Annotated in this window: 20 protein-coding genes and 2 pseudogenes; 4 read left to right on the top strand and 18 right to left on the bottom strand. The window is 60.3% G+C overall.

Going from position 1 to position 17,882, the window contains the following annotated elements; genetic code table 11:
• Positions 1-24: 24 nt before the first annotated feature.
• Positions 25-1,230 (bottom strand): acetyl-CoA C-acetyltransferase, encoded by a 1,206-nt coding sequence (locus PFZ56_RS15030; protein WP_102863878.1) that lies wholly within the window; start codon positions 1,228-1,230, stop codon positions 25-27.
• Between the two features lie 561 nt (positions 1,231-1,791).
• Between PFZ56_RS15030 and PFZ56_RS15025 the strand changes: the two genes are divergently transcribed.
• Both PFZ56_RS15025 and PFZ56_RS15020 read left to right on the top strand, forming a co-directional pair.
• Entirely contained in the window at positions 1,792-2,088 is a 297-nt protein-coding gene (locus tag PFZ56_RS15025; RefSeq protein WP_262379722.1) for a hypothetical protein, read from the top strand.
• Positions 2,085-2,891, top strand: coding sequence for a cytochrome c (locus PFZ56_RS15020; RefSeq protein ID WP_170003415.1), 807 nt, complete (start codon positions 2,085-2,087; stop codon positions 2,889-2,891). The genes PFZ56_RS15025 and PFZ56_RS15020 overlap by 4 nt, the downstream gene beginning before the upstream one ends.
• An 82-nt stretch (positions 2,892-2,973) precedes the next feature.
• On the opposite strand, the pseudogene PFZ56_RS15015 reads toward PFZ56_RS15020, so the two are convergent.
• From PFZ56_RS15015 to PFZ56_RS14945, 15 genes and pseudogenes are all read right to left on the bottom strand, one after another.
• Positions 2,974-3,256 (bottom strand): annotated as a pseudogene (locus PFZ56_RS15015) (transglutaminase family protein); the annotation flags it as partial.
• Complete coding sequence (locus PFZ56_RS15010) at positions 3,253-4,203, bottom strand: alpha-E domain-containing protein (protein ID WP_170003417.1); 951 nt, start codon at positions 4,201-4,203, stop codon at positions 3,253-3,255. The gene PFZ56_RS15010 and the pseudogene PFZ56_RS15015, both read right to left, overlap by 4 nt.
• Before the next feature lie 11 nt (positions 4,204-4,214).
• A pseudogene (locus tag PFZ56_RS15005) lies at positions 4,215-4,322 on the bottom strand (hypothetical protein); the annotation flags it as partial.
• A gap of 384 nt (positions 4,323-4,706) precedes the next feature.
• Positions 4,707-5,048 carry a ribonuclease E inhibitor RraB gene (locus tag PFZ56_RS15000; RefSeq protein WP_102878950.1) on the bottom strand — a complete coding sequence of 114 codons (342 nt, stop codon included), beginning with the start codon at positions 5,046-5,048 and terminating at the stop codon, positions 4,707-4,709.
• 214 nt (positions 5,049-5,262) lie between these two features.
• Positions 5,263-5,496 carry a hypothetical protein gene (locus PFZ56_RS14995; protein WP_102878949.1) on the bottom strand — a complete coding sequence of 78 codons (234 nt, stop codon included), beginning with the start codon at positions 5,494-5,496 and terminating at the stop codon, positions 5,263-5,265.
• 145 nt (positions 5,497-5,641) lie between these two features.
• Positions 5,642-6,250, bottom strand: a complete 609-nt coding sequence (locus PFZ56_RS14990) for an START domain-containing protein (RefSeq protein ID WP_170003419.1) — start codon at positions 6,248-6,250, stop codon at positions 5,642-5,644.
• 38 nt (positions 6,251-6,288) lie between these two features.
• Positions 6,289-6,543, bottom strand: a complete 255-nt coding sequence (locus PFZ56_RS14985) for a YkgJ family cysteine cluster protein (RefSeq protein WP_102863885.1) — start codon at positions 6,541-6,543, stop codon at positions 6,289-6,291.
• 169 nt (positions 6,544-6,712) lie between these two features.
• Positions 6,713-7,216 carry a translation initiation factor 2 gene (locus tag PFZ56_RS14980; protein ID WP_102878948.1) on the bottom strand — a complete coding sequence of 168 codons (504 nt, stop codon included), beginning with the start codon at positions 7,214-7,216 and terminating at the stop codon, positions 6,713-6,715.
• A gap of 76 nt (positions 7,217-7,292) precedes the next feature.
• Positions 7,293-8,732 carry a PLP-dependent aminotransferase family protein gene (locus tag PFZ56_RS14975; RefSeq protein ID WP_110652120.1) on the bottom strand — a complete coding sequence of 480 codons (1,440 nt, stop codon included), beginning with the start codon at positions 8,730-8,732 and terminating at the stop codon, positions 7,293-7,295.
• A 205-nt stretch (positions 8,733-8,937) separates the two neighbouring features.
• Entirely contained in the window at positions 8,938-9,750 is an 813-nt protein-coding gene (locus tag PFZ56_RS14970) for an OmpA family protein (RefSeq protein ID WP_102863888.1), read from the bottom strand.
• On the bottom strand, positions 9,747-10,103 hold the full coding sequence (locus PFZ56_RS14965) for a DUF4398 domain-containing protein (protein WP_102863889.1): 357 nt from the start codon (positions 10,101-10,103) through the stop codon (positions 9,747-9,749). The genes PFZ56_RS14970 and PFZ56_RS14965 overlap by 4 nt, the downstream gene beginning before the upstream one ends.
• A 9-nt stretch (positions 10,104-10,112) precedes the next feature.
• Positions 10,113-10,937 (bottom strand): ABC transporter substrate-binding protein, encoded by an 825-nt coding sequence (locus PFZ56_RS14960; protein WP_102878945.1) that lies wholly within the window; start codon positions 10,935-10,937, stop codon positions 10,113-10,115.
• 80 nt (positions 10,938-11,017) lie between these two features.
• Positions 11,018-11,947, bottom strand: coding sequence for an electron transfer flavoprotein subunit alpha/FixB family protein (locus PFZ56_RS14955; RefSeq protein WP_025128724.1), 930 nt, complete (start codon positions 11,945-11,947; stop codon positions 11,018-11,020).
• A 2-nt stretch (positions 11,948-11,949) separates the two neighbouring features.
• On the bottom strand, positions 11,950-12,699 hold the full coding sequence (locus PFZ56_RS14950; protein WP_015634720.1) for an electron transfer flavoprotein subunit beta/FixA family protein: 750 nt from the start codon (positions 12,697-12,699) through the stop codon (positions 11,950-11,952).
• A gap of 257 nt (positions 12,700-12,956) precedes the next feature.
• The gene (locus tag PFZ56_RS14945) at positions 12,957-13,148 is read right to left on the bottom strand and encodes a hypothetical protein (protein WP_102863892.1); all 192 of its coding nucleotides are present in this window, start codon (positions 13,146-13,148) and stop codon (positions 12,957-12,959) included.
• A gap of 99 nt (positions 13,149-13,247) precedes the next feature.
• On the opposite strand from PFZ56_RS14945, the gene PFZ56_RS14940 reads away from it, so the two are divergent.
• The gene (locus PFZ56_RS14940; RefSeq protein WP_110652122.1) at positions 13,248-14,912 is read left to right on the top strand and encodes an electron transfer flavoprotein-ubiquinone oxidoreductase; all 1,665 of its coding nucleotides are present in this window, start codon (positions 13,248-13,250) and stop codon (positions 14,910-14,912) included.
• A 163-nt stretch (positions 14,913-15,075) separates the two neighbouring features.
• Here PFZ56_RS14940 and PFZ56_RS14935 read toward each other — a convergent pair whose 3' ends face one another.
• Positions 15,076-15,972 carry an AraC family transcriptional regulator gene (locus PFZ56_RS14935; protein ID WP_102878943.1) on the bottom strand — a complete coding sequence of 299 codons (897 nt, stop codon included), beginning with the start codon at positions 15,970-15,972 and terminating at the stop codon, positions 15,076-15,078.
• 180 nt (positions 15,973-16,152) lie between these two features.
• On the opposite strand from PFZ56_RS14935, the gene PFZ56_RS14930 reads away from it, so the two are divergent.
• The gene (locus tag PFZ56_RS14930; protein ID WP_102878942.1) at positions 16,153-17,205 is read left to right on the top strand and encodes an NAD(P)-dependent alcohol dehydrogenase; all 1,053 of its coding nucleotides are present in this window, start codon (positions 16,153-16,155) and stop codon (positions 17,203-17,205) included.
• 114 nt (positions 17,206-17,319) lie between these two features.
• Here PFZ56_RS14930 and PFZ56_RS14925 read toward each other — a convergent pair whose 3' ends face one another.
• Positions 17,320-17,799 (bottom strand): GNAT family N-acetyltransferase, encoded by a 480-nt coding sequence (locus PFZ56_RS14925; RefSeq protein WP_102863896.1) that lies wholly within the window; start codon positions 17,797-17,799, stop codon positions 17,320-17,322.
• Positions 17,800-17,882: the final 83 nt, after the last annotated feature.

Here is a 17,882-nt window from a genome sequence, read left to right as displayed (position 1 = left end):
AAGGAAATTCCTTGAAGTCGGGGCTCAGAGGCGTTCGATGATGGTGGCGATACCCATACCGCCGCCGACACACAGGGTGGCCAGGCCATAGCGCTGGCGCCGGACTTCCAGCTCGTCGAGCAAGGTGCCGAGAATTGCGCAACCGGTGGCGCCCAGTGGATGGCCCATGGCGATGGAGCCGCCGTTGACGTTGACCTTGGCCGGATCGATGGCCATGTCCTTGATGAACTTGAGCACCACCGAGGCAAAGGCTTCGTTGACCTCGAACAAGTCGATGTCCTCGACTCGCAGCCCGGCCTTGGCCAGGGCCTTGCGAGTGGCCGGTGCCGGGCCGGTAAGCATGATGGTGGGGTCGGTGCTGGTCACCGCAGTGGCAACGATCCGCGCCCGGGGCTTGAGTCCCAGCTCCCGGCCCTTGGCTTGCGAGCCGATGAGCATCAGCGCCGCACCGTCGACGATTCCTGAGCTGTTGCCCGGGGTGTGCACATGGTTGATGCGTTCCACATGGCTGTAGACCCGCAGCGCAGTGGCGTCGAAGCCCATCTGCCCCATCATCTCGAAACTCGGCTTGAGGTTGCCCAGGCCTTCCAGGGTCGAATCGGCACGAATGAATTCGTCGTGGTCCAGCAGCACGATGCCGTTCTGGTCCTGAACCGGCACCAGGGACTTGCCGAAGGCACCGCTGGAGCGCGCACGGGCAGCCTTCTGCTGGGATTGCAGGGCAAAGCGGTCGACGTCCTCGCGGGAGAAACCTTCCAGGGTCGCAATCAGGTCGGCACCTATCCCCTGGGGCGTGAAATGACTGTGCATGTTGGTCTCAGGGTCCAGTACCCAGGCGCCGCCATCACTGCCCATGGGGACCCGCGACATGGACTCGACGCCACCGACCACCACCAGTTCCTCGAAGCCCGAGAGCACCTTCATCGCGCCCAGGTTGACCGCCTCCAGCCCCGAGGCGCAGAAGCGATTGATCTGCACACCCGCCACGCTCACATCCCAGTCCGCTGCCTGGACGGCGGTCTTGGCGATATCGGCACCTTGATCGCCGATGGGGGTCACGCAGCCCAGGACCACGTCGTCCACCTGGCTGGTGTCCAGCTCGCAACGTTGTTGCAGGGCCCGCAACAGGCCGGCAACCAGATTCACCGGTTTCACACTGTGCAAGGCGCCATCAGCCTTGCCTTTGCCACGGGGCGTGCGTAACGCATCGAATATCAAAGCTTGGGTCATGACGTCCTCGAACCGCTATCCAGGGGGGAAATGTCGAGCTCCCACATTAGGCGCGGCAGCGACGGATTCAATGACCGATGCGCTCAGCCGCCTTGACGGTGACGCTCAGACGAACGGTAGGCAGCTAAGCGATCCACCGATGAAGGGTCGCGAGCTGTCTAGCCAAAGGGCGGCCACCCGGTATTCGGGCGGATTTATAGCTTTTTAAGGAAGTGCAACTATAACTTCATACGAATTGGATCTAAGCCAGAGGATTCAAGGCCCCTAAGGTAGAAACTGTAGGAAGTCCCAGACGGATTCTGCGCCGGGACAGATCAGAAAAAGGACACATAGCCGGCTCATCGTAAAAAAACAGCGACCGGCGTGCATAGATGCTCAGGAATAACAACAAAAGGCATTCAGCCATGTTCAAACATTCGAAAGTACGCCAGGCGGGGCTCATTCTCTTTGCAACCACACTGCTGCTGATCTTGCCGAACCTCACCAAAGTGATCGGCTGATCTGTGGCTGCTCGACCAACGAGATAGAAAATCGCCCCCCGGTTCCTACCGGGGGACAGTTTTGCGTGCCAGTCTTCCCGAGGAACTGGAGGACGTTATCGGCATCAGTGCCGAGGGCCTGGCCCAACAGTTGCGCAACGTGGTGCTGGCCCCCAACGCCACGGTGGTGAGCTACAGCGACACTGGCCAGCATGCCCTGGAAGCCGAAGAGACCCTGGTCAAACGCAGCCATTTCGGTATCGTCAACGGCGGTAACCATGCAAAACTCCGGGCTGCCCTGTTCGACCATGTGTCGCAACCTGAGGATGTACTCCCCGGCGACGAACCCACTGACGACGATCCGATGGACATCAATTGAAAGCTCTCATCCTCTGCGCTGCTCTGTTGTCGAGCAGTCCGCTATACGCTGCGCAACTGCTGATCGACCTGGGCTCAGACAGCCGCACCTGGCAAACCGAAGAACTGCTCAAGCACCCCGAAGCCCGGGACATCCGCATCAAGGACGATGTGTCCTACAAGCGCGAGATGCAGTACCGAGCCGTGCCCATGGCGGCCCTGCTCAAGGGCCTCAAGGCCGAGGACCATCTGCAGGCCGTGGCCCTGGACGGCTTTGCCGCAGAGTTGAACGCCGCGCCCCTGCTCAATCGCAAGGGCGCCCAGGCCTGGCTGGCCATTGAGGACCCTGACAATCCCTGGCCGTCACTGGCAGCGGACAAGCCCAGTGCCGGGCCTTTCTACCTGGTGTGGAGCAACCCTGCGGCCGGGCATATCAGCCCAGAGCAATGGCCGTTCCAGGTTGCGCGCATTCAGCGCCTGCCGCCGGTGGCGGAGCGTTTCCCGGCCCTGGGCCCGGACCCGAAGCTGGCGGTCGATGATCCAGTCAACCAGGGGTTCGCCCTGTTCCAGAAGAACTGCCTGGCCTGCCACCGACTCAATGGCGCTGGCGACTCTCAGTTCGGACCGGACCTGAACATTCCCTATAACCCCACCGAGTATTTCGGCAGTGATTTTCTCAAGCGCTATATCCGCGATCCGCAAAGCCTGAGGCGCTGGCCCCAGGCGAAAATGCCTGGGTTCAGCAACAGTGTCCTGCCGGATGGGGAGCTGGAATTGTTGCTGGAGTACCTCCGGCATATGGCGGGGCGCAAGCAGATTCCTTGAGTCCCTTTCGCCGGCGAGCCGGCGCTTGCAGAAGTGACTGCTGCTTGCACAATCCTGGTATGCATCTGTTCGCCGACACCGCCCCGGCGAAAGCCTCGGCCGCGCTGGTAGCCACATCCGTTGCCCTCAATGTGTAGGCCATGAGCTGGTGAAGCCCTGCATCAGGTCGACCAGAGCGGTGCGATCACAGCGCCTTGCGCATTGCTGACTGGCAAATTCACGCAACGCTTCATCAGCCTCGATCAGGCGAGCACCTGCTGGCGCTCTCTGTCGTGGGGCGTCAGGCTCAAGTACTGGATGCTGGTTCGTACCGGGTGCTGGTGCTGGTAGCGATAGGCGGTTGCGTGGCTGATGGAGAGTCTCACGCAGCCTCCAGGTAGGCACGGTGAATGGCATCGCCCAACTGGCGCACCAGGGGAATGAAGTCGGTCAGCCAGGCATGCAGGCCCTCGTCGAGAATTTCATCAATGCCGATGCAGCGCAGACGCGCATTCATCTGCGCCGCCAGACGCTGGGCCGGAAGCCCGTTGTCCCCTGGCAGGCTGGCGAGGATCTGGTCGATCTCTTCGGTGCAGGCGCGCAACGAGCGCGGCACGTCGGCATGCAACAGCAGCAACTGGGCGACATGCCGGGCTCCGGGAGCTTCGCGGTAGATCTCGGTATAGGCCTCGAAGGACGACAGGGCGCGAAGCAAGGCGCTCCATTGGTAATACGCACGGGCGCTACCGTCACCGACCGCATCAACCTGGTCGCCAGTCATCTCGTAGCGGGCATCCAGCAGGCGCAGGGTGTTGTCGGCCCGTTCGATAAAGGTGCCCAGGCGGATAAACCGGAAGGCATCGTTGCGCATGATGGTGCCGTAGGAAGCTCCGCGAAACAGGTGGGAGCGCTCCTTGATCCATTCGCAAAAGCGGTTCATGCCGTAGGTACTGAGACCTTGGCGGGCAATCTGTTGAATATCCAACCAGGTGGCGTTGACGTTTTCCCACATATCGGCGGTGATCCGCCCGCGTACCGCGTGGGCACAGGCCCGGGCCGAACCCAGGCAACTATAAATGCTGGCCGGATTGGCGGCATCCAGGGCAAAGAACTGCAACAGCCGCTCGGCATGCAGCGTCTCATGGCGAGCCCGGTAATCCTCAAGGGTGCCGGTGATCAACAGCGGCATGGCCAGTTCATACAGACCGTCACCGTGCCCATCCTGGGGCATCAGCGACAGCGAATAGCTGACGTCGAGCATCCGCGCGAGGTTTTCCGCGCGCTCCAGATAACGGGACATCCAGTACAGGTCTGAAGCGGTTCGACTCAACATGGCAGGCGTCCTTAATCCTCCACTACCCAGGTGTCCTTGGTGCCGCCAACCTGGGAGGAGTTCACCACCAGGGAGCCTTCACGCAGGACCACACGAGTAAGACCACCGGACACCACACGGGTTTCGCGATCGGCGAGGACAAGCAGCAACCTGGCGTGCCTACCCTCGCTGCGCGAGCCGCTGCCCCTCCCTTGTACGTAATGGCCAGGCGCAGGTTTTGGCTATCACCAGCATAGTCAGAGTTGATTTCACCGCTGGGGGACACACGGGGATAATCGCCCCATCGAGCAAACACTTCACCAAGCCTGATGAAGTTGCTGCTGCAACCTTGATGACGCCGATGACAACCGGGTCCGGGCTCTCCCGACCGGTTCCCTCTCCTGACCGGTCTTCCCTTTTAGCCACTCTATCGGGTGGCTTTTTTTTGCCTTTGCGGCCCCTGAAAACACAATTGGCCGACCCGCAGGCCAGCCAATTGTCAGTCTCGATGCACACAACCTTAGCTATACCAGACGCCCACGGATCTCCTGTTTCACCCCCCAGCCTTCAATGATGCCGCCCAGGGGTTCGACCACTGCCTCGAAGTCCTGTTCAAAATCCCCGATGCCGCCATGGGTGGCGTACATCACCTTGCTCAACTCCAGATACCAGGCGCCGTCGTCACGCACGCTGACCTGGGCATTCAAGGATTCACCGCGAAACTGTCCTGCCGCCCTGCGTGCCCGCTCCTCATCCGGGAAAATGGCGTAGAACTCGATGGGATGGAATCGTGAAAAGTCAAAACCGCCTTCTTTCATGCGGCGCAACACACTGCTGCTGAGGTCTTCTTGAAAGGCTGTGCTCATGAAACGTCCTCCTCAAACCGATGGATAGACTTTCCGTGCTTCCCGACCCGCCGGCCAAAAGTGACCGACATCACGACCCGGGGCGGGTCGTCAGGAAACAAGCATGGAGCTGACAAGATCAGAGCTTAGCGAAGAATTCGCTGATCTCGTTTGCAGATTAGCGCCAACACCTGGACGACGCCAGAAATTGCTGTCGGAGCCCTCTCTGCTCTCATTACATCGGCGTAATGCTGAGAATCTGAATGCTGTTTTGCTCTTTCAAGCTCTTGAGGGTGGGGGAATCGGTGCGCCCATCCAGATCATTGAGATCCAGTTCGGCACTCACTGGCAGCAACCTGGCCCGGACCAATTGTGCGGCGCGTTCCAACGTCGGTTGCTGCTCGCAATCGAACTGCTCGACGGACTGGACGCCATGATCATCCACGAAAGTGACTTGCCACTTTTGCATCAACGCCTCCTTGATAGCCCCATGAGTGGACCTACAGCATCTCGACCTTGAGTGCGAGGCAAACGTTCCACAGTGCTGGCGGGGACAAACCAATAAAAAGACCGCCCGGAGGCGGCCTTGATGAATCCCGTGGACAATCAGCCGATTACGGCTTTTCGGCACGGGCCTTGAGCGCCTTCAAAGTGTTGAAGGGCGCGTCCACCACGAACTTGTTGGCCAGCCAGGACGGCACGCTGCCACCCGGCTCGGTATGCACCTGGTAGGTCACTTCCACCTGATCGGCCCCTTTGGGCACAAACTTCCAGTAACCCTCAACCTGGGACACACGCACGAAGCCTTTCTCTTCGGGAATGTAGGTGGGCACGCCTTCCAGCTTACGGATCAGGCTGCCATCGGCGGCCTCGCTGGAGGTAATGTGCAGCACCGAGTCACGGGCAGTCACTGGCCAGGGGGTATTGAACTGAGTGTAGGTCCAGCTTTGATCGCCCTCATGCTTGAGCAGCTTCTGGCTCTTGCACTCATGAATCCAGGAGCAGGCACCGGCCACGTCTTCCTGCAGCGCGCGAAGCTTGGCGATGGAGGTCTTCATGGTGGTGACGCCGCGATAGGCCTTGTATTTGGAACCGGCCACTTCACTCAAGGAAATCTTGATGCCGTCTTCATCCTTGGCCGTTTGCCAGTCTTCGGCGTGGGCCGTTGCCGACAGCAGCACGGTTAAACCACAGAGCACAGCAATTCGATGCAGCGAACCCATTGTCTTATTCCTTATTGTTGAAGTTCCGTTCATTAAAACTAAGCAGCCGTCACTTGCTCCCACCAACCGAGCAAACGGATGGCGTCTTCTCGGCTTTCGCCACACACCTCAGGATCCGCCTGAAATGCCCCACAAACCGCTGGCCGCTCCGGCCTGCCGAAAAGACCGCACAGGTGTTCGACAGAAAGGTGCAGGCAACGTTCTCCCGCCGGCTTGCCATTGGGCATTCCGGGAATCGGCGTACTGATAGAAGGGGCAATGCAGCAAGCGCCACAACCTTCACGGCAGTTCATGACGAAAAGCTCCTCGCGACAAGCATAGTGTTGAATGAGGCCGGACAAGAGTAACCGCTAAAACAGCCGTTTAAAATTACTCAAAGAACGGATTTGACGCACAACCGTGCGTGACTGATCAGTCTCCGACAAAGTGCCGGTCAACTCGGTCACAGAGAGGTTGATGAATTTACTGCTTGAACTCGAAATCCAGGGCAGCGCCCTCGATATCCCGACGCTCCTCGTTGCGTAACTGCAACTGCATTTCGTTGCTGAGCAATCGACCGTTGAGTTGGAACGGACTGCTGTCCTTGGGCTTCTCGCCAAACATCTGCGGCAGCAGAGGCTCGCGCTTGGGCAGCGGCAGTGCTCCCACAGGCTGCAAGTGCTTGACCATTTCCGGTGGCAGGCTCAAGTCGAGCTTGGGACTGGCCAGAGGTGTGTTGATATCTTGATAGGCCCACTTGGACTTGGCCTTCTTGGGCGCAGGCTTGGCCTTTTTCTTGGGCTGGGCTTTGCTGGCATTGGCGGACGGTTTGGTCTTGCTCGCTGGAGCCTGCTTGGTGCTGGAGGCCTTGCTTGAATGAGTAACGCTGGCAGCCGGTTTATCCGGGGTCGAGGCCGCCTGGACAGGCGCCGCAACGACTCCCAAGAGGCAGGCACTCAACCAGATGGCAGGAAAAAAGGCTTTCATAAAGGCAGGTAGATCGACAAAAGGTGCCCTATGCTCGCTTGTTGCAAGCCCCATGACAAGCATGGGACCGCACTGTCTAGAATCCGCCGGCCGCTTCTTGGCATAACTGACTGGCGAGCATGCCCAGGGTCATCAAGGCTCGCTCGGCCTCGCGGTTCCAAGGTGTCCCGCAATTCAGGCGCACGCAGTGGTTGAACTGTTCGGTGTTACTGAAGATCAACCCCGGAGCGATGCTGATGCCCTGCTGCAAAGCCCGCACGTGCAGTTCCTGGGTGTTGACCCGTCCCGGCAGGCTGACCCAGAGAATGAACCCGCCGTTGGGCCGGGTAATCTGCGTACCTTCCGGAAAATGCTGCTGCACCGCCAGTTGAAAGGCGCTGAGGTTCTTGCGGTATTCCTGGCGGATGTAGCGCAGATGACGGTCATAACCACCGTTCTCCAGATACGCCGCAACCCCCATCTGCGTCACGCTGCATGCGGAATGGGTACTGAAGGTCTGCAGGCGCTGGATCTCCTGCTGATACTTGCCAGCAATCATCCAGCCGATACGCACTCCCGGCGATAGGGTCTTGGAGAAGCTTGAGCAGTAGATCACCCGGTCCAGGCGGTCATAGGCCTTGAGGGCCTTGGTGCGCCCCACTTCGAACATCAACTCGCCGTAGATATCGTCCTCGACCACCTGGATATCGAAGTCCGAAGCCAGGCGCAGCAGTTGCTTCTGCCGCTCCTCCGGCATGGTTCCACCCAGGGGGTTGCTCAGGCGCGTAGTCAGTACCAGGGCCTTGATCGACCATTGGTTGGCCGCCAGCTGCAGGGCCTCAAGGCTCATGCCCGTAGAGGGGTCGCTGGGAATCTCGATGACCTTGAGCCCCAGCAGGTCCGCCAGTTGCAGCAGCCCGTAATAGGTCGGCGATTCCGCGGCGATCAGATCACCCGGCCGGGTCAGGACCCGTAGGGACATCTGCAAGGCATCGACGCATCCGTGGGTAATCACCACTTCCGAAGGGTCGACCACGACCCCGGCATCGCGCATGCGAATCGCCACCTGACGCCGCAAGGGCTCGAATCCCGGGCTGAACATATAGCTGAACGCCCGCGGACTGTGAAAACGCGTGACCTTGGCCAATTGCTGGTGCAGCGCACGCACCGGCAAATAGTCAACGCTGGGCACTGCCGCACCCAGGGGAAACACGCCCTCGCGACGGGACTCCACCAGCACCTGCTGAATAATACTGCTGCGCGTGACCAGTCCTGGACGTTCGACCCGGGCAATATCCGGGGTCGGCGCGGTCAGAGCCGGAGTCTGGTGCACGTAGTAACCCGATTGGGGACGCGCGCGGATCAGCCCCTGATCTTCCAGATTGGCGTAGGCCTGGAGCACCGTGGCGTGGCTGACATTGAGCTGCGAGCTCATCTTGCGCACCGACGGTACGCGCTCCCCCGGCTGGTAGACACCACGGCGAATATCCTCAGCCAGTTGCTGAGCGATACGTTGATAGAGCAAGAGATTGGTCATGGCGCAGCACTCGATTTCACGGCGTTTTATTCTTGTGTGAAACAATACCGGCACAGTTTAGAAGTGTACTGGGACAGTTTCTACAATAGTCGAGGACACAGGGCAGTGAAAAGTAGAACTGTCGAGTTTTTGCGACACCCTCAGACATAAAAAAACCCAACGCTTGCGAGGCGTCGGGCTTTTCAGGGGCAAAGGGATCAGTGTTTCAGCGAGCAGCGCCGAGCTGGCCCTTGTCGTCGGAGAAGACGATTTCCACCCGACGGTTCTGCGCCCGGCCCCGCTCGGAGGCATTGGCTTCCACTGGGTACTCGTCACCATAGCCCTGGACATGGACACGCTTTTCGTCGATTCCCAGGTCCACCAGCACATCGGCCACCGCCTGGGCACGATCGCGAGACAGCTGCAGGTTGCTCTGACGCTCCCCGGTGTTATCGGTGTAGCCCTCGATGCGTACCACGCGCTTAGGGTTCAGCTGGAGGAACTGCACCACCTTGAGCACCGTGCGGTTCGCCGAACTCTTCAACTCAGCTTCACCGGTGTCGAACAGCACGTCTCCCAGCGTCATCACCAGACCACGATCGGTCTGGGTGGTGGCCAGGCTGATGATCTGCTCTTCGAGCCATTTGCCCTGCTGCTGCACGCTCAGCAACTTGGCCTCACGCAGGGCCAGTTGCAGACGTTGACGCTCCAGCTCGAGCTTGGCCGCACGCTCCTGATTCAGCGCCTGTTCGGTGTGCTCACGGGCGATTTCGCTGTAACGACGGCTCAGGTAGGCATAGTGCTCCACGTCGCCGCCGCTGCCCCAGTAGGTCGACAGACGATCGGCGCGAGCCAGGGACTCACCCGCACGTATCACGTCCTTGGGCGCGATACGCAGCACATTGGAGTCTTCCTTGACCTTCTGGAAGTCGTTGCCGGCTTGCTGCAAGGCTTCCTCACTGTGCTGGCCGGCGCAGCCATAGAGACCGGCGCAGGCCAACAGCACAGCGCCGCCGAAGATACGGATAGAGAGGCTCATTGGGCGTCTCCCAACTGCTTGCGCAGGCGCGTAATGCGGGTATTGAGCACATTCACCTGCTCCTGGCTTTTCTGAGTCAGGACCTTGGCTTCTGCCAGACGCGCATCCAGCTCGGCCTGCTCGGCGCGCATCCGCGCCTTCTTGTACGACTCATCCTGCATATTGCCCTGGGCACGGGCGAACTTGTCTTCGGCCAGTTTCAACTCAGGCATGTCCTCGGCCGAAGCCCCCACGGCCTTGGCTTGTTCCAGGGCCTGGGCAGTAAGGCGCATCTGCTCGTTGGGCGCCGGATCGGTTGCACAACCCGCCAAGGCCAACAGGGCCAGGGCAGCGAAAAGAGGTCGAATAGTCACACGTGATTCCTACGGTTTTGGGCTGCTGACGGGTTGCTGCAACTGGGCCTTCCAGCGCTCCAGATTGCGCTGCAGCAAGGCCTCCGTCAGACCGGACGCGGGCAATTCTGTCATCTTTTTTGCCAACTGTCCGCGCAACCATGGATCATTGCAGGCGGAGTTGTGGGACAAGGCCAGGAACAGCCCCGGTTTGTCGACAGGCTGGGGAAAGGACACCAGATCCGCCGCCATCCCCAAGGACTGGGCCATGGCCATGCCCGCGTAACGCGGCGCCAGAACATAGTCCACTTCCCCCAGGAGCAAGGTCTGGAAGACTTGGGTCAGATTCGGCAAACGCTTGAGTTGCAGATGCTCCTTGGCCATAGCCTGAAAGGGCTGGGTCAGCCTGGCCTTTTCCGATACCGCGCCGGGATGACCGGCAAGATCCAACGGCTGGGCATAACTCAGAGTGGAGTCCTTGCGGGTCCACACCAGGTAGTCGTTCTGCACCAGGGCCGGATGGATGTAGTCCAAGGACTCCAGTTCGTTCAAGGTCAGGGGCGCGTCGGCTAGCAGATCCATGCGCCCACTGCGCACTTCATCCAGGGCCTCGGAACGTTTGCCGGCGTACAGCAACTCGATCTTGAGCCCCAACTCTCCCGCCACCTGCTGCAACAGATCGGCACTGGCCCCTATCAGGTGCTTGGGATTCTGCGGATCGCGCCACAGGTAGGGCGGTGCGTCCGGGCTGCCGGTGACCACCAGGCGTTCGCACTTACCCGCAGCCATCGACAGCGATGGCAACAACGCCAAGCCCAACAGCGCTGACCAGCCACTCATGCGGCGCAGATCCATGGCGAAATTCTCCCCAACAAAAAACAGACAAAAAAAAGCCCGGCCAAAGGGCCGGGCTCTTTATAAGTGAAGCCGCCGGATTAGACCAGCTTCTCCAACTCAGGTACGGCTTCGAACAAGTCCGCCACCAGACCGTAGTCGGCCACCTGGAAGATCGGAGCTTCTTCGTCCTTGTTGATCGCAACGATCACCTTGGAATCCTTCATGCCTGCCAGGTGCTGGATCGCGCCGGAGATACCGACGGCGATGTACAGCTGTGGCGCGACGATCTTGCCTGTCTGGCCGACCTGCATGTCGTTGGGCACGAAGCCTGCGTCCACGGCTGCGCGGGAAGCGCCGACCGCTGCGCCAAGCTTGTCGGCCAGGGCGTACAGGTGCTTGAAGTTGTCACCGTTCTGCATGCCACGGCCGCCGGAAACGACGATCTTGGCAGCGGTCAGTTCAGGACGATCGGACTTGGCCAGCTCTTCGCCAACGAAGCTCGACTTGCCGGCATCGTGAGCGGCGCCAACGGCTTCAACCGCAGCCGAACCACCTTCAGCAGCAACGGCGTCGAAGCCGGTAGCGCGCACGGTGATAACTTTCACGGCAGCCGAGGACTGCACGGTAGCGATGGCGTTACCGGCATAGATCGGACGCTTGAAGGTGTCAGCGCTTTCTACCGAGATGATCTCGGATATCTGGTCAACGTCCAGCTGAGCGGCAACCCGCGGCAGGATGTTCTTACCGTTGGAGGTAGCGGCAGCCAGGATGTGGCTGTAGCCAGCACCCAGCTCGGCCACCAGCGGCGCAACGTTTTCCGGCAGTTGGTGAGCGTAAGCGGCATTGTCTGCCACCAGCACTTTGGCCACGCCAGCGATTTTTGCAGCGGCTTCAGCCACAGCGCCAACGCCCTGGCCGGCGACCAGTACATGAACGTCACCACCGATTTTGGCGGCGGCGGCAACGGTGTTCAGGGTGGCCGGAGCCAGCGCCTTGTTATCGTGTTCGGCGATTACCAAGATAGTCATGATCAGATTACCTTCGCTTCGTTTTTCAGTTTCTCGACCAGTTCAGCCACCGACTTGACCTTGATACCTGCGCTGCGTGCAGCCGGCGCTTCGACTTTCAGGGTCTTGTTAGTGGAGGCGGTGGAAACGCCCAAAGCATCAGGAGTCAGCGTTTCAAGCGGCTTCTTCTTGGCTTTCATGATGTTTGGCAGAGACGCATAGCGCGGCTCGTTCAGACGCAGGTCGGTGGTGACGATGGCTGGCAGGTTCAGCGCAACGGTCTGCAGGCCGCCGTCGATTTCGCGAGTGACGTTGACCTTGTCGCCGGACACTTCGACCTTGGAGGCGAAGGTGCCTTGAGCGTAACCGCTCAGGGCCGCCAGCATCTGGCCGGTCTGGTTGTTGTCGCTATCGATGGCCTGTTTGCCCAGGATCACCAGCTGTGGCTGTTCCTTGTCGACCACAGCCTTGAGCAGCTTGGCCACAGCCAGGGAGTTCAACTCTTCAGCGGACTCGACGAGGATTGCGCGATCGGCACCCAGTGCCAGGGCGGTACGCAGTTGCTCTTGAGCAGTAGCAGGACCGATGGAGACGACGACGATTTCAGTCGCTACACCTTTCTCTTTCAGGCGTACGGCTTCTTCCACTGCGATTTCGCAGAAAGGGTTCATCGACATCTTGACGTTGGCGAGGTCGACGCCGGAGTTGTCCGCTTTGACGCGAACCTTGACGTTATAGTCGACCACTCGTTTGACAGCTACAAGAACCTTCATGGATTCCTCGTTACTCTCCGGTGAAAAGAAAGTCGCCTAGGCGAGAACCTGGCGGTTGATGCTCATCGGCACAAGGGCACCTCCAAAAACGCTGGCGCATATCAGGTTGACCTTGCTCACGGGGTGATGACCGTTCGTCAGTGGTGACCGACGAGTCATTCATTATCGCGGCGTGTAAACTGCGCACTTTCAAGCTGCGCGGTGCGTCACCTTTATTGCCTTTGCCCTGTCTTTAGAGGTGCTCTTGAAACCAACAGTCAGCCTACGGCGAGCGCAAAACCGACCGTATCTTGACCGGAACGCCTTTTCCGGTCAATACGGCAAAATAGCCGTTTATAAGCCGCGCTTCTTTGATTTATCTGGGCTGCGGCAAATTCAAACAAACGTTTGTATTGGACGCTGAGAGTGGTGTAGATATAATGCGCCGCCCAGAGAGAAAGGTCGGCCATCCTCCCCTTCTCCCCCCATTTGTAATGGGAGAAAGCGCGGATGCAACGCCAAACCTCCAATTAGAAAAAACCGTTGAGCCTTGAGTAGGAGATAGCCTAGTGGAACGCGAATACATGGAATTCGACGTGGTCATCGTCGGTGCCGGCCCCGCAGGCTTGTCCGCCGCTTGCCGCCTTAAGCAGAAGGCCGCTGAAGCCGGTAAGGAAATCAGCGTCTGCGTGGTTGAAAAAGGCTCCGAAGTCGGTGCTCACATCCTTTCCGGTGCCGTGTTCGAGCCTCGGGCCCTGAATGAACTGTTCCCGGACTGGAAGGAACTGGGCGCCCCGCTCAACACCCCGGTCACCCGCGACGACATTTATGTCCTGCGTAGCGGCGACACTTCCACCAAGGTTCCAGACTTCTTTGTGCCCAAGACCATGCACAACGAAGGCAACTACATCATTTCCCTGGGCAACCTGTGCCGCTGGCTGGCCCAGCAGGCCGAGAACCTGGGCGTGGAAATCTACCCGGGCTTCGCCGCCCAGGAAGCCCTGATCGACGAAAACGGCGTGGTCCGCGGGATCATCACCGGTGACCTGGGTGTCGACCGTGAAGGACAGCCGAAAGATGGCCTCTACACCCCAGGCATGGAACTGCGCGGCAAGTACACCCTGTTCGCCGAAGGCTGCCGCGGCCATATCGGCAAGCAACTGATCAAGCGCTTCAACCTGGACACCGACGCCGACGCCCAGCACTACGGCATCGGCCTCAAGGAAATCTGGGAAATCGATCCGGCCAAGCACCAACCGGGCCTGGTGGTCCACACCGCCGGCTGGCCGCTGGACATCATGAGCAACGAGAACACCGGCGGTTCCTTCCTCTATCACCTGGAAAACAACCAGGTCGTGGTGGGCCTGATCGTCGACCTGTCCTATGCCAACACCTACCTGTCGCCGTTCGACGAATTCCAGCGCCTCAAGCATCACCCGGTGCTCAAGCAGTACCTGGAAGGCGGCAAACGCATCAGCTACGGCGCCCGTGCACTGGCGAAGGGCGGTATCAATTCGCTGCCGAAGATGGTCTTCAAGGGCGGCGCGCTGATCGGCTGCGACCTGGGCACCATGAACGTGGCCAAGATCAAGGGCAGCCACACCGCCATGAAGTCCGGCATGCTCGCCGCCGATGCCGTGGCCGACTCGCTGTTCGCCGGCTCCGAAGGGGCTGACGAGTTGAAGAGCTACGTCGACTCCTTCAAATCCAGCTGGCTGTATGAAGAGCTGTTCGCCAGCCGCAACTTCGGCCCGGCCATGCACAAGTTCGGTCCGATCATCGGCGCCGGCTTCAACTGGATGGATCAGAACATCTTCGGTGGCAAGCTGCCCTTCACCCTGCACGACACCAAGCCGGACTACGCCAGCCTGAAGCTGGCCAAGGACTGCGCGAAGATCGACTACCCCAAACCCGACGGAAAAATCAGCTTCGACAAACTGAGCTCGGTGTTCATCTCCGGTACCAACCATGAAGAAGAGCAGCCTTGCCACCTCAAGCTGACCGACCCGAGCATCCCTCTGGGCCGCAACCTGCCGCTGTACGACGAGCCTGCTCAGCGTTACTGCCCAGCCGGCGTGTATGAAGTGATCACCCAGGAAGACGGCGAGAAGCGCTTCCAGATCAACGCCCAGAACTGCGTGCACTGCAAGACCTGCGATATCAAGGACCCGGCCCAGAACATCACCTGGGTCACTCCGGAAGGTGCCGGCGGCCCGACTTACCCGAACATGTAAGTCGCCGCGGTACACAAGAGGCCCCCTTTATGGGGGCCTTTTTCATGCCCGGGATTTGCTGGCACAGTCTCCGGTAGAAACCGACTTGTCGGCGAAAAGCCCCTCAAGCCTTGTACCGGCCCAAAGGCGTCGTCGCTGGCAAGCCAGCGCCTACGAACAGCATCTACAGAGCAACGGCCCGCTCATCCCCGGGATTACGCTCAAAGTAGCGCTTGTACTCGCGACTGAATTGCGAGGTGCTCTGGTAACCCACCCGATGCGCTACCTGGGCCACACCCAGCCCTTCTCCCACCAGCAACTGCTGGGCCTTGAGCAACCGCAGGCGCTTGAGGTACTGCACTGGCGACAGCAGGGTGCTGCGCTTGAAATGCTCGTGGAAGGTCGACGTGCTCATGTTGGCGCAGCGGGCCAGGGTCTCGACGTTCAACGGCTCGGTGTAATGCTCGTGCAGATGATTGAGCGAAGCCGCGACCCGCGCGAACTGCCCCTGCTGCTCCACCAGCGCCCGCAGCGCATCGGCCTGAGGCCCGCGCAGGGCAGCAAAGAGCAGCTCGCGCACCCTCGATGCCCCCATGACCTTGCACTCCAGAGGATCGTGCAGGCAACGCAGCAGGCGCTCCACGCAACCACGCATGACGTCGTCGAGCACCGCCGAGGTCATCGATTCCAGGGTTTGCGCCGAAGCCGCCCGGCCTTCGGCGATCCCCATGGCCAGCACCAGCTCGCTCAGGACTGCCCGGTCGATGGCAATGGAAATCCCCAGCAGCGGTGCATCGGGCAAGGCGAAGGTTTCGCACTCGAAGGGCACCGACAAGGCCTGGATCAGGTAGTGCCCGGCGCCGTATTCCAAGGTCCGCGTGCCCAGGTAGGCCAGTTTGCTGCCCTGGACAATGATCATCAGGCTCGGTTCATAGATCTGTGGACCTCGCGCCACATCACAGCTGGCCCGCAGCACCTGGACCCCAGGCAAGGCGGTGGCAACAAAACCATCTCGGCTGGCAAGGGGCTGGATCAGCGAAACCAGGGTGGCATTGGCGTCAAGGTGACGGGTCAGCAGCATGCAGAAAACTTCACGAAAAAAGGGATGAAAACATCATCGCAGGTCTGCTGGCCAATGCCGCGCAAAAACCGCCAATACCGGAGGAATAGGCATGACATGCCGAGGAATCGCCATGGCCGCCCTCAGGCTCGACGCCGAGAATGCACCGCCTCACTTGTCAGCGCTTTTGCGAGGTTCTTCATGTACACCGCCATCGGTTATGCCGCCCAATCGGCCACCACTCCCCTCGCCCCCATGAGCTTCCAGCGCCGCAGCCCACGCGCGGACGACGTCGCCATCGAGATCCTCTACTGTGGCGTCTGCCACTCCGACATCCACCAGGCCCGCAACGAATGGGGCATCGCCGTGTACCCGCTGATGCCGGGCCACGAGATCGTCGGCAAGGTCACCGCCGTCGGCGCCAACGTCAGCAAGCACAAGGTCGGCGACTTGGTGGGCGTCGGCTGCATGGTGGACTCCTGCCGCCATTGCGAAGCCTGTGCTGCGAACCTGGAACAGTACTGCCTGGAAGGTCCGACCATGACCTACGCCACCCCGGATCGGGTCGATGGCAGCAACACCATGGGCGGCTACTCCGACAGCATCGTGGTCAGTGAGCACTTTGTCGTGCGCATCCCGGAGAAACTCGACCTGGCCAGCGCAGCACCGATTCTCTGTGCCGGCATCACCACCTACTCGCCCCTCAAGCACTATGGCGTCAAGGCTGGCGACAAGGTGGGGATTCTCGGCATGGGCGGCCTGGGCCACATGGGCATCAAGTTCGCCAAGGCCCTGGGGGCCGAAGTGACCCTGTTCACCCGCTCGGCGAGCAAGGCCGAAGAAGCCCGCCGCCAAGGCGCGGACCATGTGATCGTATCCACCGATGCGGCGCAGATGCAGTCGGTAGCCGGGCATTTCGACTTCCTCCTGGACACCATCCCAGTGCCCCACGACCTCAATCCCTACCTCGACACCCTGCGCTTTGACGGCGTGCACATCCTGGTGGGCCTGATCGAGCCGGTGGACCCGGCACTGCACGCCGGCAAGCTGGTGATGAGCCGTCGCGTACTGGCCGGATCGCTGATCGGCGGCATTGCCGAGACCCAGGAGGTGCTGGATTTCTGCGCCGAGCACGGCATCACCTGCGACATCGAGATGCTGGATATTCGCCAGATCAACCAGGCCTATGAGCGCATGATCAAAGGGGATGTGAAGTATCGCTTCGTGATCGACATGGCGACCTTGAAGCTCTGAATCTCGATGCCATGACGGCCCGGCTTGTCACGAGGAGGCGCTCCACGCAATACGCCTTCGCCGACAAGCCGGCTCCGGCACGGGCCAGCCGGCGCCAGCCCATGGGGGCTGGCGTCAGCCCCGGGCGAACGCCCGCAGCACTTCGCCGTCCATGCGGTACTTGACCCACTCCTCCTGAGGCTGGGCGCCCAGGGACTTGTAGAACTGGATCGCCGGTTCATTCCACTCCAGCACACTCCATTCGAAGCGTCCGCAATCGTTGTCACAGGCGATCTGTGCCAGATGCCGCAACAGTTGCTTGCCCGCCCCGCCACCGCGTTGTTCCGGGGTGATGTAGAGATCCTCCAGGTACAGACAGTTGCTGCCCAGCCAGGTGGAATAACTGAAGAAAAACACCGCAAAGCCAATTGGCACGCCGTCACGCAGACAGATCAGGCCGTGGGCCGTAGCCCCCTCACTGAACAAGCTGCGCTCGATATCGGCGACGCCGGCAATCACTTCGTGACGAGCCCGCTCGTAGTCGGCGAGCTCAGTGATGAAAGCAAGAATCTGTGGGGCATCGCTGGGCAGTGCAGGACGGATTACGACGGTCATCGACGGTTCTCTAGGCGGAATCAGGTGGCCATATTAGAACGACAGCCGAAATACATGCACGGCCATTTACGCGCAAAGCTGAT

Origin of the sequence: Pseudomonas danubii, from assembly GCF_042980055.1 — a bacterium.
Taxonomy (GTDB): domain Bacteria; phylum Pseudomonadota; class Gammaproteobacteria; order Pseudomonadales; family Pseudomonadaceae; genus Aquipseudomonas; species Aquipseudomonas danubii.
The sequence above is the reverse complement of the archived record's forward strand: the minus strand, read 5'-3'. Positions and strand labels throughout refer to the sequence as shown.